Source organism: Caulobacter sp. GW821-FHT11E10 (assembly GCF_058808375.1).
Window position 1 is genome coordinate 154,442 of the sequence record NZ_JBXARP010000008.1, and the last position, 16,373, is coordinate 170,814.

At 64.6% G+C, this 16,373-nt stretch carries 3 protein-coding genes; all 3 read right to left on the reverse strand.

The genetic code is table 11. The features are described 5' to 3' along the window. Positions 1–4: 4 nt before the first annotated feature. Genes AC1RRV_RS17885 through AC1RRV_RS17895 form a run of 3 tightly spaced genes read right to left on the reverse strand, consistent with a single transcriptional unit; the run spans position 5 to position 16,295 of the window. Complete coding sequence (locus AC1RRV_RS17885) at positions 5–2,647, reverse strand: RHS repeat domain-containing protein (protein ID WP_492860992.1); 2,643 nt, start codon at positions 2,645–2,647, stop codon at positions 5–7. Beyond that, positions 2,644–6,693, reverse strand: a complete 4,050-nt coding sequence (locus tag AC1RRV_RS17890) for a transglutaminase domain-containing protein (RefSeq protein WP_492860993.1) — start codon at positions 6,691–6,693, stop codon at positions 2,644–2,646. The genes AC1RRV_RS17885 and AC1RRV_RS17890 overlap by 4 nt, the downstream gene beginning before the upstream one ends. Then, positions 6,690–16,295 (reverse strand): Ig-like domain-containing protein, encoded by a 9,606-nt coding sequence (locus tag AC1RRV_RS17895; protein ID WP_492860994.1) that lies wholly within the window; start codon positions 16,293–16,295, stop codon positions 6,690–6,692. The genes AC1RRV_RS17890 and AC1RRV_RS17895 overlap by 4 nt, the downstream gene beginning before the upstream one ends. Between the last annotated feature and the right edge of the window lie 78 nt (positions 16,296–16,373).

Consider the following 16,373-nt stretch of genomic DNA (forward strand, 5'->3'; position numbering starts at 1 on the left):
TCGATCAACAAGCATTGAGCGAGCGAGTACAGATTGAGCCGTACGCCGCCACCTTCGCATCATGCGCAGCCTGCTTGAGCTGCGAGGCCAATGCATCAATTCCACGCTTTTGCTCTTCGTTGAGCGGTATCATCACCTTGACCTCCACCCCAACCGTTGCACTTCCCGGCAAAGGACTCCAACCGCCATTGACTGATGATGCGTAAGATCCAGGCTGCGCCGAAGCGCCAACAAAGGGAATTGCACCCGAGACGAAGGGGCTTACTCCCGTCGAAGGCCTTTGAGCAGAATGTTCCACCTCAGCCGAGCCCTCCAGGGATATGTCGCCCCCGCCAGCAACGGCCGCCTTTAGGACAAAATTATCCTGACTCGTGCCCGATTTAAGATCCTCAACCCTAGCGAACCCAGCACCAACCTTTCCACCAAATACGGCAACAGAATTTATATTCGCCGTGATTGATGTTGTTCTGTAATTCATCTCGATCTCTTTCACCGGCTTACAGACACCAGCTCTTACGCACATGGGATTCGCCTGCGTCTGCGTCCCTGTCGGATCTTCATTGTTGACCGGGTCATTCCCCACATACGCGTAGAGATTGTAGTCATCCTCATACCCAATCGGGTCCGTCTGCAGGAACCGGCCGAGCTTGGGGTCATAGACCCGGGCCTTGTAGTGGTAGAGCTGGGCTTCCGGCAGGGCGATCTGGCCGGTGTAGCGGAAGCGTGAGCTGGTTCCGACGGCCCAGTTCTGTGGTTCGCCATAGGGGCCGTAGGCATAGGCGGTCAGGGCTCCGGCCTGGCTGGACGTGCCGATGATCGAGCCCTGGCGGTCGGCGTGCAGCCAGTTGCGACCGCTGCCGCCCGAGATCTCGTACCAGACCAGCGGCTCATCGGTTCCCACGCCGTGGGCGTAGCGCCGCAGCAGGGTCCCGCCGCTGGAATATTCGCCCACCAGGCGGTCGCCGTCATAGAGGAACCGGGTCACGGTTCCGGCCGTCGTCGTGGTCAGGAGCCGGCCCAGCGGATCGTAGGCCAGGGTCAGGCTCGACGGGCCCGTCACCTGGATCAGCCGGTTCTCGGCGTCATAGGCGAAGGTGCGGCTGCCGCCCTGGGCGTCGCGCAGCTGGTTGCCGTTGCAGTCGTAGCCGGCCTGCGGATCGATCGGCAGGCAGGCGCCCGGGTTCAGGATCGCCACCGCCTTGTCCTGGTTCAGGCCGTTATAGGTGGTCGAGGTCGTGGTCGTCGGGTGGCCCGTCCACACCACGTTCGGATTGGACTGGGTCTGGGCCGTGACCTGGCTGGCCGGCGTGTAGAGCGCCGTCTGCAGCACCGGCGCGCCGCTGGTGAAGCTGGTGTGGCCCAGGCTCTTGAGGCGGCTGGCCTCGTCATAGCCCAGGCTGGAGGTCACCCCGTTGCCGCGGGTGATCGCCTCGCGCCGTCCCAGGCTGTCATAGGTGAAGCCGATCAGGTTGTAGGCCGTCGACTCCGTCAGCGACTTCAGCTGCGAGGCCCCGTTGTAGTCGTAGGTCAGGTGGAAGCCGTCGCTCCAGGTCACCCGATCGCGATTGCCGGCCGCGTCATAGCGCGAGTTGATCGCCAGGCCGTTGGTCGTCTCGCTGAGACGGCGGCCGGCCTTGTCGTAGGTCGACACCACGCCCGTCCCGGTCCGCGAGGCGAACAGCGCCTTGGTCGGCCGGCCCAGCAAGTCGTAGTCGGTATAGACGTCCTTGCCGGCGTCGCCGGGGTAATGCTTGACCACCTGACGGTTGAGGTTGTCGTACTCGAAGGTGAACACCCGCCCGTCGCGCTTGCGCAGCGAGGTGCGGTTGCCCGCCGCGTCGTAGCCGTAGTCCTCATAGTCCAGGGCGTTGGACCCCGCGCCCGAGGTCTTGGGGAACTCCGTGCGCGCCAGACGGTCGAAGCGGTCATAGGTGTTGGTCGAGACGTTGCCGTTGGCGTCGGTCACCGTCAGGACCTTGCCGTTGGCCGAGTAGCTGGCCTTCGACCAGATCTGCGCCTTGCTGGTGCCCAGGCCCCGGTGCTCCTCGATGACCTGACCTTGGCCGTCATAGACCTTCATGCTGATCTGGTCGGGCCCGTAGAGGCTGTTGGTCGTGGCCGCCTGGGCGCAGGCGTTCCAGGTCAGGGCGGCATAGGTCCCCGGATCCATCCGCACCGCCGTGCAGGTCTGCCGGTCCAGTTCGTCATAGGAGAACTGCTGCACCGCCAGCGGCGGGGTCCCCGCCGGCGCGGTCGGCGACGAGGTGGTCTGGCGCGCCAGATTGCCGACGTCGTCATAGACGTAGGCCGTCTTCTCCAGCGGCGTGAAGTCGGAGCCATCGGTGGTGGTCGTCGTGCCGATCTCGATCCAGTCGACCAGGCCGTCGGAATCGTAGTGGTAGCGCTCGGCCCGCCGAGGCTTGCCCCCCGCCCCGTCCGGGTCCGGCCCGACCTTGAGGGTCAGCTGCCGCAGAGTGTTCCACTGGAAGTAGGTCGACAGGTCCGACGGCGTCAGGTTCGTCACGTCACGCGCCAGCGCCGGGGCGCCATGGCCGGCCAGGACCAAGGCCAGCATCGCCCCGCCCAGGAAGCGGCCTGCCGTCGCCGCGCGGCGCGAGAAGCGCGTCTTGTTCATCTCTCGGCTCATGGGCAGGTGCTCGCGCGAGCGTCGGTGACGCTGATCAGGTTGCCGCGATTATCGAACTTGTAGCAGCCGCGGATGGCCAGGCCGCCGGGGTCGATGGTGGAGGCCTTGACCACATAGTGGTTGGCGGCGTCGTACTCGTAGGTCGTCGTCACGCTGCTTGACCCGTCGATCTTCTCGATCTTCTGGTCGAGGAACTGCATGCCGTTGAGCGTGACGTAGGCGAAGTCGACCTGAGGCTGACGATTGTCCACGTCGGCCGGCGACAGGACTTGGGCCAGGGTCCCGGTCGTGTCGTTCCAGCTATAGTTCGTGACCTTGCCGCGCGCGTCGGTGGTCGAGGCCGGCTTGTTGCAGCGCGCCGCCAGGGCCACGCCGCCGCAGTCCAGCGTGGTCGGGCCCACGACATAGCTGGTGTAGGTCGTCAGAGACGGCGGCGGACTGGCGCCCGGCTTGGGATTCTGGGTCTCGCTCAGCACATTGGAGCGATAGTCGTAGGTCTTGACGGACCAGTCCTGCTCGGGGTTCTCGACCCGAACGACCCGGCCCATGCCGTCATACTGCGTCCGCGAGGCGGCGTTCCGCGGGTCGAAACTCGCGATCTGCCGGCCGCTTCCATCGTAGACGACGCGGCGTCGATAATCCTTGGCGTCCTTCGACGCGCCGAGATAGGCGCCCGTCGTATAGAACTTCGACGTGTTGCCCCGGGCGTCCGTCACATGGGTGACGTGGGGTCGAACGGCGCCGGGCTTGACCGCCCAGGTGAACGTCGCGCGCGGCACGCTCCCATCCTTCACCTCCGTCAGGAAGGTGTAGGCGTTAGGATCCTGGTAGTAGGCATACTCGCGGAGCTTGAAGCCGGTGTGGGTGACACTGCCCAGGCGGCCGTAGCAGAGATTGGTCCCCTTCTCGCAGATCATCGGCATGTAGCCGAACACGACGCTGTCGGGAGCTGAGCTGTTGGGACCGGCGGTCACCTTCTTCAGCGTGCCGGCATAGGTGCCCTGCAGCCAGCATTCCTTCTCCGGAAGCAGCTGACAGAGGTCCTTGTCCAGTTTCTCCTCCTGCTGGAACGAGAGCTCATGGCCAAGGCTGTTCCTGACCTTGCGCAGCGACGCCCAGTTGTCTTTCAGATCGACGGCGTACTCGAGATCGACGCGCATCCCGCTCGGGAACGTCCAGGCCTTGAGCGCCTTCTGCGCGCCCGGCTGCCTACCGCCGGGATCGTTGTAGTATTCAAGGCGCCGGTACTCCTGCACCGACCCGTCGGCCATCCGCCAATCGTATTCGGCGTGTGCAGGATCGGCGTCATTGGTGATGACCGTCAGGAGGTCCGACGGCGAGGCGCTGTTGCGCCAGGATCCGTCCACCAGCCGCACGAAGCGCGCGCTGGCCCCGCCCCCCGACAGATTGCGCACATTGCTCACCGTCTGGCCGCGCCACCAGCGGGCCACGGCGCCGGCGACCAGATTGGCCTCGATCGTGTCGCGACGACCGGCCTCCAGGAACATCATGGCGGCGATCAGGGTCGGCGCGCCCGTGGCGCTGTCGGCCTCGGGGAAGAGCGCGAAGGCGTCGGAACTGGCCGAGACCGACGAGGCCCAGTTGTAGGTCCAGCCGGCGCCGAGCCCGCCGCCCTGGGCGGCCGCGCCGCTGGAATTGTAGCTGCGCACGAAGCTCAGACTGGCCGGGAACTCGCCGGCGCCGATGGTGACATCGGGATCCTCCGAGAAGGAAATGGCGCCGCTCTGCAGATCGACGACGCCCAGCTTGGTCGGGGCCAGGTTCTTGGAGATCGCCTTGACCTCCTGCTTGCCCAGGAAGTCCAGCGGATTGGGTATCGGCGCTGTCGTGGCGCCCTTGCGGAACACCGGCGTGGCGCTCGGTTCCATGATGATCCAGGCGCTTTCGGAACCGTCCGAGCGGCGCGCGAAGAAGCTCGCGCCCCCGCCGCCGTTGAAATCGCTCACCGCGACGCTGAAGCCTTGCCCCAGATAGAGATCGGCCTGCGTCTTCACCGCCGGAGGCGTGGCGGCGGGGAGCAGGACCGAGGTTTCTCCCGGATCGAGCACCGTCACCGACGTCCCCGCGGCCATGCGCTCGGGGGCGTTCAGCGTATTGGGATTTATTATCGCATCGCCGAGGCGATCGCCCTCGCCCAGACTTTCACGGTCGGCGAGCGAGGTCGAAAGCGCGGAGCTTTCGAACGCCACCAGCGCCGAGGACAGGGCCTGAAGCACCTGTTGCGGTTGATAGGTCGAGCCCATCGGGGCCACGGCTACGGCCGTATCGATGTCCAACGCGCCAAAGCCGTTGATGCTGGGCTGGAGCGCCAGGCCCAGGCTGTGCTGGGGCAGGATGCGCGACTGGCTGAGGGGCTCGAACAGCGCCAGAGCGCGATCGACCTGCGCCGCCCACAGGTTGGCTAGGTGGTCCTTGCGGAATTTCATTTCCGCGCCGCGCACCTGTCCAAAGGAGAACAGGCCGCCTGTCGTCTTGAAGTAGGCGGGGCTCACAACCGTGGCGCAGTTTGTTTCGCCTTCCGGATCGACCGTCAGCGGCGGCTGGTCGCCGATGTAGCAGTTGTCGAGATCCTTGGCGCCGGGGATGAAATTCGCGCCGATGAAGGTGTCGACCGCCGCGCGGTGGGTCGAATAGCGTTCGCCGGCCCCGCCGGCGGTGCGGACGATCAGGTCGACGCGGCGTCCCAGCTCGGTGGACTTGACCACGGTCTCCTGGCCGAAGGCTTCCGCGCCAGGATACGGATGGGTGATCGACAGGGTGACCTTGCCGTCCCAGGTCGCGCCGTTGATCGTCACGCCCTGTCGATAGTTGATGCATGGATCGGTCGTCAGCGCGTCCGGCAGCGCCTCGCACACCTGGTCATAGACGCGGAAGGAAGCGTTCCGCTGGGGGTCGGAATACATCTGCAGCTCGACCCGATCGCCGTAGATGCTCGGCAGATCGTAGAGCTGTTCGAAGCCGGCGGTGACGATCCGCAAGGTGGCCCGATAGGCCGCCGGCGCCTCGCCGGTCCAATAGGTCGTTCCGGACTCGCTCGGCAGAGCGGCCTGACGCAACTGGGCTTCGCCGCTCGGCGTGATCGACCAGCCGCCGACGAGCTCTTCCATGCTCTTGGAATGCAAGTCGGTCTTTAGCCGCCCCACCAGGGTCGAGCCGATCCCGGTCAGGGTGGCGTTGATCGCCGCGGGGCTGTAGCCGCTGACATTGCGCGCGCCCTGGCTCAGGCTGGGCGCCGCCGACGACCAGGCCGTAGTGGCGCTCGAGCCGGCCAGAGCCCAGATGTCCTGGCCGCTGCTCTTCACGTGGGTCTTAAGCGAGGGATCGAACTCGTAGCTCTGTGTACCGGTCGGCGTAGGGATCTGCGCCCGGACCCAGACATGCAGCATTTTCACCGAGGTGATCGCGCCCAACACATTGGCGCAATCGGTCTGGCCGTTGACCGTGGCCGGGGTTCCGCCCGACGCCAACAGGATGCACGCGGCTTTGGCGTCCGTGACGCGCAGAATGGAGCCGGCGTTGGCGCCCAGTTCCACCACACCGACCGCGTACTGGGCGGTGTAGCCTGACGCGCGCAGCAGATCGACCATCAGCGCGGCCTGATCGAAGGCCCCACCGGCCCGGTCCATCAGGATGCCGTCGCTGCCCTTGTGCAGGCCGAACTGCGGCTCGAACTCGAAGTTGTCGCGCACGAACTGGTAGATCCGGTCGGGATCCTTATCCAGGCCCTCGGCTAGGTCCTGGATCCTGGCTTTTTGGACCGCGGCGGCCGCGGGCGAACTGGTGTCGATCGTCACCAAGGAAGGCGACACCAGCTGCGTGCGCTGAAGCAGCCGCACGCTCGGTAGACGCGGCGCCGGATAGCCCGATTGAGCCAAGGCCACGACCGGCGCAAGCAGCGCGCCGCCGATGACCGCCGCGCACAGCGCCCGTCGCAGGTTCCAACCGGACCGCCTGGAGACACGCATCACGTCAAATCCCATGTTCTGGCTGTGCAGGGCTGAGCGGTTTGAGAGGAACTGGATCATTGGCCGTACGCCGGCACGGGGGCGCCGGCCGCCAGGTGGTGGAACTGCGGCTTGCGGATGACGATGCCGTGGGAGCTTGAGCTGCGGGTGTTGCCGGAGTCCTTGGGCTCGACGACGACCAGGGCGTAGGCGGCGTTGGCCGGTACGGTCATGGCCGCGCTGGTTCGGACAAAGCTCCCCGAGGTCAGCGTCTTGGTGGTGACGCTGGAGGTGCCGGCGCTCGCCCCCGAAGCGGTGTAGTAAGCGACGTTCACATCGACGTGGGTGGTCGCCCCTACCGGCTTGCCTTCAAGGGCGAAGCCGATGCGCTCGCCAGGCGTAACAGCCCAAGAGCCAGCGGCGGCGCCCGCGAGCGTCACGCTGCCGGGGAAGGTGTATCCCCCTGTATAGGTGGCGCTGCTGATCACCCCCTTCTGCAGGGTGAGTATCGCAAAGCCTCCGCTGTTCGGGTTGAACGTCTTGGTGAAGTCCACGCCCGTGTTTCGACGATTGAGATCCACAGCGCTCGCGGTGGAGAAGGTCACCCAGACATTCCCACCGGTCGGCGCGGCGCTGATGGTCACCGAAACGGTGGCCGTGGCCGTGCCGCCTTTCCCGTCGGAGATGGTGTAGGTGAAGCTGTCGGAGCCGGTCGAACCGGTAGTCGGCGTATAGATGACCGAGGTCCCGGAGATCGAGACCGCCCCCTTAGCGGCCGAACCGACGGCACTGATGCTCAGCGTATCGCCGTTGTCGTCGGTATCATTGAATAGAACGGCGATGGTCTTGGCGGTGTTGTAGGTCACCGAGATCGGACCATCGTCCACCGCTATCGGGATGGCATTAGGGAAGTCGACCACCACCGTGACCGTGGCTGTCGCCGTACCGCCGTGACCATCGGAGATCGTGTAGGTGAAGCTGTCGATACCGCCGTAGCCCGGCGAACCCGTGTAGGTGACGTATTCTCCGCCGATGATCTGCACCGCGCCATGGCTAGGCTGCGTCACCGAAACGATGGTGAGCGGGTCGTCATTCGGGTCGCTATCGCCACTCAGGACGTTGATCGACAGCGCCTGGTTGTGGGGCGCGCTGTACGCGCCGTCGTCGTGCGCGACTGGCGGTTGTTGAGGTGTCGCAATCTTCACATAGACGGTGGCCGTGCTCAAACCTTGGACATCGTCGGTGAGGTCATAGGAGAAGCTGTCGGAGCCGCCCGCGCCAGTATTTGGAGTGTAGATCAGCGAATTGCCGGAGACCGTAACCACACCCTTTTGCCCACTGCTGTACCCCCAGATTCTGAAGGCGTCGCCGTCGGGATCGCTGTCGTTGGTCAGGACATCAATGGTCTTGGCGGTATTGTAGGCGATCTGGATCGGGCTCGTAGGTGTCCCATCGTTCACGGCGATGGCCGCGTGATTGAGGCTGCCGGAACCGTCTATCGTAACCGTAACGGTCGCGGTCGCCGTGCCGCCGCGGCCGTCGGAGATGATATAGAAGAAGCTGTCAGAACCAGTCTGGCCGGTGTTCGGGGTGTAGATCAGCGACGTGCCGGAGATCACCGCCGTCCCCTTGGACGGCGCATTGTTGCCCAAGATGCTCAGCGTATCGCCATCGGCGTCGGTGTCGTTGGCCAACACTCTGATAGTTCTGGGCGTGTTGAACGCCACCACGATCGGACCATCGTCCGCCGCCGTCGGATTGATGTTGGCGGACGGGTTGGAGCCGCCATCCGCTCCCGAGAACAGCCTGAAATCACCAAGACCGAGATATTGGTTGGCCTTGCGGACCCGCACATAGCGAGCCGTGACGCCGCCCATGTTGATGGTCGTATAGGCACCATCGGACGCGCTCGACACCGTAGTCACGGCTGCCCAGTTGGAGCCGTCCGTCGAATACTGAACGGATGCGCCGTTGAGATAGGCCGCCCCCCAGAACAGAGTGGCGGTGATTGGCGCGACCTTGATGCTGCCTACCGCCTTCGCAGACCCCAAGTCGGCGCGGATCCAGGCCTCGGCGCCGTTACCTGTGCCATGAACCGAGCTTTCGGCGACAAACCTGCCGTCGCGCATGCCATTGGGCGTCGTCAGTCCCTTGTAATCCGGACTGCCGGACGAGGCGCTGAAGCTGGCGGGAATGAGCTCATCGCTCGTTGGCTCGCTGACGGTCACCGAGACCGTTGCCGTGGCCGTGCCGCCGCGACCGTCGGAGACGGTGTAGGTGAAGCTGTCGGCGCCGGTCTGGCCGGTGGTCGGGGTGTAGATCACCGACGTGCCGGAGATCGACGGCGCGCCCTTCGCCGCCGTGCCGACCGCGCTGATGCTCAGCGTGTCGCCATCGGTGTCGGTGTCGTTGGCCAGGACCGCGATGGTCTTGGCGGTGTTGTAGGTCACCGAGATCGGGCCGTCGTTCACCGCCGTCGGGTTGGTGTTCGGGGCCGCGCTGATCATCACCGAGACCGTCGCCGTGGCCGAAGCGCTACCGTCGGAGAGGGTGTAGGTGAAGCTGTCGGCGCCAGTCGCGCCTACAGTCGGGGTATAGACCACTGAAGTTCCGGAGATCGCCACCGCCCCCTTGGTAGCCGTACTCACGGACGAAACGCTTATGGCGCCCCCATCGGGATCGATGTCGTTTTCCAGGACCGGGATCGTCTTGGCTGTGTTGTAAGCAATAGAAATTGGGCCGTCGTTCACCGCAATCGGGTTCTGATTGGCTAGAACCCTCACCGACACCGTCGCCGTCGTCGTCGCCCCTCGGTCATCCGAAATCGTGTAGGTGAAACTGTCGGAGCCGCTGTAACCGGACGCGCTGCCATAGGAAACCAAGCCCAAGTTCCAGGACACGAATCCATGACTGGGCTGGGTCACAGAAATGATTCTGATCGCGTCGCCATCCGGATCGCTGTCATTCTCCATGGGTGAGAAATGACCAGCGCCGTTGTAGACCACGGGAGCATTTTCGTAGTTGTCATCCATTGCGACGGGTGCCTGGTTCGGCCCCGCGCCAATCGTCACCGAGACAGTGGCCGTGGCCGCGCCGCCACGACCGTCGGAGACGGTGTAGGTGAAGCTGTCGGAGCCGGTCTGGCCGGCGGTCGGCGTGTAGATCACCGACGTTCCGGAAATCGCCACCGCGCCCTTCGTCGCCGTGCCGACCGCGCTGATGCTCAGGGTGTCGCCGTCGGCGTCGGTGTCATTGGCCAGGACCGTGATGGTCTTGGCGGTGTTTTCGGCCACCGAGATCGGACCGTCGTTCACTGCTGTCGGATTGTTGTTGGCCGGCGGATTTCCGCCGCCGCCCGGATTCGAATACAACCTGAAATCACCAAGCCCGACATAGTCGTTGGTTTTTTGGATACGCACGTAGCGCGCCGTGATCCCTTGGGTGTTGATGACCGTGTACGAACCGTCCGACGCGCCGGACACTGTGGCCACGGTCGTCCAAATGGCGCCGTCGCCTGAGAGTTGAACGGCCGCTCCGTTGAGGTAGTAGGCCCCCCAAGAGCCATCGGCAGCGGAATCGGCGGGTGCGACCTTGATGCTGCCCACGACCGTCGGCGAGCCCAGATCGGCCATGATCCAGGCGTTAGCGTCTGGGTTCGTTCCATGGATCGTGCTGTTGGCGAGGAACTGACCATCGCGCATCCCATTGGGCGTCGTCAGGCCGGTATAACCAGATGTCGCATAGCTATAGCTGGACGAGGCGCTGAAGCTGGCGGGAATAAGCTCATTATTGGCCGGCAAGACCTCGACCGTGACGGTCGCGGTGCTCGTGCCGCCGCGGCCGTCGGAAGCGGTGTAGGTGAAACTGTCAGGACCAACATAGCCTGGCGTGCTGGCGTAGAGCGCGTAGCGTTCGATGATTTGGACTTCGCCATGGCTCGGCTGCGTCACCGAGCTGATGCTGAGCACATCCCCGTTCGGGTCGCTGTCGTTGTTCAGGACAGCGATGTAGTTGGGGCTGTTGAAGATCACCTCGACCGGGCCGTCGTTCACCGCCGTCGGATTGGTATTCGGCGGCGGATCGCCGACCGTCACGAAGATCGTCGCCGTGGCCGTGCCGCCGCGACCGTCGGAGACGGTGTAGGTAAAGCTGTCGGGACCGCTGTAGCCGGTGCTCGAGTACGTGATGATGTCGTTCGGAAGCAGCTGGGCGACGCCATGGCTCGGCTGGGTCACCGAAATGAAGGAGATCGGATCGCCATCCGGATCGCTGGCGCTTGCTTTGATGGCGAAGTACGCGAGGCTGCCGTAGAGGGTCTGCGCGCTGTAGTTCACCGCCACAGGCGGCTGATTGCCCGCCGCTTCGATCGTCACCGATACGGTGGCCGTGGCCGTGCCGCCGTGACCGTCGGAGACGGTGTAGGTGAAGCTGTCCGCGCCGGTCTGGCCGGTGGTCGGCGTGTAGATCAGCGACGTCCCGGAGATCGCCACCGTCCCCTTCGTCGCCGTGCCGACCGCGCTGATGCTCAGCGTGTCGCCATCGGTGTCGGTGTCATTGGCCAGGACCGTGATGGTCTTGGCGGTGTTGTAGGTCACCGAGATCGGGCCGTCGTTCACCGCCGTCGGATTGGTGTTCGGGGCAGCGCCGATCGTCACCGAGACCGTGGCCGTGGCCGTGCCGCCGCGACCGTCGGAGACGGTGTAGGTGAAGCTGTCCGCGCCGGTCTGGCCAGTCGTCGGGGTGTAGATCAGCGACGTCCCGGAGATGGTCGGCGTACCCTTCGTCGCCGTGCCGACCGCGCTGATGCTCAGCGTGTCGCCATCGGCGTCAGTGTCATTGACTAGGACCGCGATGGTCTTGGCCGTGTTGTAGGTCACCGCGATCGGGCCGTCGTTCACCGCCGTCGGATTGGTGTTCGGCGCAGCGCCGATCGTCACCGAGACGGTGGCCGTGGCCGTGCCGCCCTTACCGTCGGAGACGGTGTAGGTGAAGCTGTCCGCACCGGTCTGACCGGTGGTCGGCGTGTAGATCACCGTGGTCCCGGATATCGCCACCGCGCCCTTCGTCGCCGTGCCGACCGCGCTGATGCTCAGGGTGTCGCCATCGGCGTCGGTGTCATTGGCCAGGACCGCGATGGTCTTGGCGGTGTCGAAGGTCACCGAGATCGGACCGTCGTTCACCGCCGTCGGATTGGTGTTCGGGGCAGCGCCGATCGTCACCGAGACCGTGGCCGTGGCCGTGCCGCCGCGACCGTCGGAGACGGTGTAGGTGAAGCTGTCCGCGCCGGTCTGGCCAGTCGTCGGGGTGTAGATCAGCGACGTCCCGGAGATGGTCGGCGTACCCTTCGTCGCCGTCCCCACCGCGCTGATGCTCAGCGTGTCGCCGTCGGCGTCGGTGTCGTTGGCCAGGACCGCGATGGTCTTGGCGGTGTTGTAGGTCACCGCGATCGGGCCGTCGTTCACCGCCGTCGGATTGGTGTTCGGGGCAGCGCCGATCGTCACCGAGACGGTGGCCGTGGCCGTGCCGCCGTGACCATCGGAGACGGTGTAGGTGAAGCTGTCCGCGTCGGTCTGGCCGTTGGTCGGGGTGTAGATCACCGACGTTCCGGAGATGGTCGGCGTACCCTTCGTCGCCGTCCCCACCGCGCTGATGCTCAGCGTGTCGCCATCGGCGTCGGTGTCGTTGGCCAGGACCGCGATGGTCTTGGCGGTGTTGTAGGTCACCGAGATCGGACCGTCGTTCACCGCCGTCGGGGTTTGGTTGTTCGCCGGCATCACCTCCACGCGCACGGTGGCCGTGTCGGCGCCGCCGCGACCGTCGGAGATGGTGTAGGTGAAGTTGTCATAGCCGATGGAATTGGGGATCGGCGTATAGGTCACCGACGCCCCCGCGAAGGTCACTTGGCCGTGCTGGGCGCCGCTCACCGCGCTGATGCTCAGGGGATCGCCGTCGGCGTCGGTGTCGTTGACCAGGACATTGATCGAGACGGGCGTGTTGTACGCCATCCGGACCGGGCCGTTGTCGCGGGCGACGGGCGGGGTGTTCGGCGCGGGCAGAACCGTCAGGTTGACGGTCGCGACGGCCGTGCCGCCATGACCATCCGAAACCGTATAGCCAAAGGAATCCACGCCTACATATCCGGTGTCGGGAACATAGGTCACGGTTTGGCCGCCGACGAAGGTCGCCTGGCCATGGAGCGGCTTGGTCGCCGCGATGACCGAGAGCGCGTCGCCATCAGGGTCGCTGTCGTTGCCGAGCACGCTGATCAGCTTGGCGACGTTGAACGGCGCCTGGATCCCGTTGTCGTTGGCCGCGCTGGGCGGCCGGTTGGGGGCTGGCAGGACCGTCAGGGTCACCCGCGCGGTCGCCGCGCCGCCCCTCCCGTCCGAGACCGTGTAGGTGAAGGCGTCAGGGCCGACGTAGTTTTGGAAAGGCGTATAGATGACCGTCTGGCCACTGGCCGAGGCCGAGCCGTGGGCCGGCATGGCCGCAAAGGAGAGTGTCAGCGGGTCGCCGTCGGGGTCGCCGTCGTTGTCTCGCACCGTCAGGGTCGCGGGAGTGTTGTAGGCCACCGCATAGCTGTCGTCGCCGGCCTGCGGGCTGGCGTTGGCGCGCGGCTGCACCACGATGTAGGCTTGACCGCTGGCGTAGCCGCCGCGACCGTCGGTGATCTGGTAGGTGAAGTTGTCCGGACCGGAGTAGCCGGTATTGGGCGTATAGGTGACCGCGCCGCCACCAGGCTTCACCATGGCCGAGCCGTACGATGCGGCTCCCGAGATCTGATAAACGGTTAGCAGATCACCGTCCGCGTCGGTGTCGTTGTTCAACACCGGAATGTCCGTGACGGTGTTGTAGCCCGCCGGCATCGACGTATCGCTCACCGCGACGGGATTGTTGTTGGCCGGGGGAACGATCGTGAGGTTCGCCGCCTTCGTCGAGCTGCCCCCATGGTCGTTCGAAACGACGAAGGCGAAACTGTCGGCGCCCAGATAGCCTGGATAGGATCGATAGGTGACGTATCCGCCGCCGACGTTGGTGGCCACGCCGTGACTAGGCGTAGTGAGGTTGGTCACCGAAAGCGGGTAACCGTTGGGATCTGATGCACCGCCCAATAGGTACATGGATGTGAGAGTGTCGCTCTGTACATTGTTGTCCGTATAGGGCTGCACGACAGGATTTGGTGTCTCCTGCGGCACCGACGCCGGCATCGCTTCGACCTCCACAGTGACAGCCGCGGGGGCGCCCAATCCGCCCGCCCCTTCGGCGCGGAACTGGAAACTCGTGGTCCCGCTTCTGTTCGTGGCCGTATAAAGGACCCGGTACCCGGACGAGACCGTGCCTGAAAGCGGCGACGGCTGACCTGGTAGGATAATGTCAGCGTGACCAAACGACGGCTGAGCAACAATAGACATGTTGCTGTAGGAGCCCGTCGCGTGGACTTCGGCTTCGGCTTGGCTGCCGGCAATGCCGGTGGCCGACATCCTCGTCGGAAGCGCCTGCGGCGCGGGTTGCCCTCCGTATCCTACATTGAGGGTTACAATGACGGGGCCAGAACTAACACCGACTGCGGTCGTGTGTCCGTCCGACAAAACATAGACGATCTCCGTCGTATACGGCGCAACATTCTTCTCAGGCGTATACTTCAGGAAATTGCTAAAAAGAGCATTTTTGCTCGGATCTATTGAATATTGGACCACCGATCCTCTGGCCGGCATACGGGCATTATCCATGCCAGCGGAGCCGATCCAGATCGGATCCTGGTCCGGGTCAGAATCTTGATTGGTCACCGGGTCAAAAATAAAGGGATCGTTCGCGGGAATGTTGTAGGTCTTATTGACTCCGACGGGGAGGTGATTGTCCGCATTGACGACGTTGACCGTAATGGTCCCGGTAGAGTTGCCCCCACGACCATCTGTGATCGTGTAGTTGATAGTAGCGTTACCGATAAAGCTTGCGGTCGGGGCAAAGTTCACGGTTTTGGCCGAGAAAGTGACGTTCCCCGCAACGGCGCCGGTCGAGACTGCCCTCGCATCCGACACCCCGATAACGGTGAGCGCATCACCATCTAGGTCATCGTCGTTCTGGAGGACTAACATCCCAAGGATTGAGCCGAACTGACCGGGCGGGTTCTTGAACATCGTGTAGTTGTCGGCGACAGCCGTAGGCTGATTGTTTGTGGCGCCCACTATGTTGATCGTCACCGTCTCCGTAGACTCGGAGCCGGCCGTGCCGTCGTCCACCGTGTATTGGAAGCTATCGACCCCCGTCGCGCCGCTCGGCGGCGTATAGGTGATTTGCGTCTTGTCGGGCGAGATCGCCATCGTCCCGCCGCGCTGGGAAACCGGCGACACGCGCACAACCCGCAAAACCAAATTGGACTGGTTCTCCGGATCGAAATCGTTGATGCGCGGGTCGCGGGTGACCGGCCGGTTCTTGCTCGTCGTCCAGTTGTCACTGACCGTCAGCGGCGGCTTGTTGACCTGACCGGACGCGGGAAGGACCTGGATTGAGCCATAGCCAACCGCGATCTCTTTGCCGTCGGTTACGCGGTAGCTGAACTGGTCCGTGCCCGACCAGCCGGGCGGCGGATTGTAGGTCGCGGTCAGGCCGCCGGTCGGGGTCACCGAGCCGTAGGTGAACGTCGGCAGCTGAGCAAACTGCAGAGGGTCGCTATCGCGGTCCACGACAAAGGACGAGAGATCAAACGGCTTCGGGGTTTGGAAGCTGGTAGTGCCGCTGTAGGCCGCCCGGATCTCCGGCGCCCGATTGTTGGCGCCGACCACGTTGATCGTGATCTGAGCGCTGGCGGTCAGTCCGTGCGCGTCCGAAACCGTATAGGTCAGGGTCTCCGTGCCGATGAAGTCCGTCCTCGGCGTGTAGCTGATCGACGTCGACGTGAAGGAGAACGACTGCTGGTTCACAGCGCCGCCGGCCTGGGTAATGATCAACGGCCCGTCATCGTTTTCGTCGTTGACTCGCGGGTCGAACGCTAGGGGCTGGTTCTTGTCGATGCTAACGACGTCGCCTCGCGCGACGGGCGACTGGTTGTAGGGCGCGGCCGTGCTGTAGACGCGGAAATCCCCGACGCCGACAGCCGCGGAGGCCTTGCGCACGCGCACATAGCGCGCCTGGACCCCGTGCAGGGCGATGTTGCGATAGACTCCAAGCGTCATGCCGTCGACGGCCGGGCCCAGGTTCCAATTGGAGCCGTCCAGCGAATACTCGACGACCGCGCCGTTCAGCGCCGCCACGCCACCGCCGCTGAGGGCGCTGTCGGGCGCGGCGATGTCGACGTGATCGATCCTCTGTCCGGCGCCCAGGTCGGCCTGGATCCAGGAGAGCGTTTGAACCTGGGTGACGTGCGTGGAGGCCTGGGTGTTGAACACCTGGTCCTTCATGCCGTTGGTCGCCGTCAGGCCGGTGAACCCTCCGGCGTTCGAGGAGGCCGAAAAGCTCGCGGGCTGCAGCTCGCCCAGCGGCGCGCCATTGCTCAGGCTGACGCGGTTACCGGCGTCGTCGTACTCGTAGATGACCGTCTTGCCATCGCCGTCGACGGCCTGCTTGAGCCGTCCGAGCGGATCGTAGCTGAACTGGGTCGCCGTCTGGCCGATGGCGTCAAACGCGATCAGCGAAGCGCATGCAAGCGCCAGCGCGCTCGCAAAGCGGCTATCAACCCAAGACATCGCGCCCCACCCAAGACAATCTCGGGGTGCACACTTCTTGATTGCCGTAAGCTTGACAATAGCCGCTTAGGTAGCTCG

Coding starts and splice junctions, on each gene's coding strand:
- AC1RRV_RS17885 (WP_492860992.1), bottom strand. CDS start 2,647: ATGAGCCGAGAGATGAACAAGACGCGCTTCTCGCGCCGCGCGGCGACG.
- AC1RRV_RS17895 (WP_492860994.1), bottom strand. CDS start 16,295: ATGTCTTGGGTTGATAGCCGCTTTGCGAGCGCGCTGGCGCTTGCATGC.
- AC1RRV_RS17890 (WP_492860993.1), bottom strand. CDS start 6,693: ATGATCCAGTTCCTCTCAAACCGCTCAGCCCTGCACAGCCAGAACATG.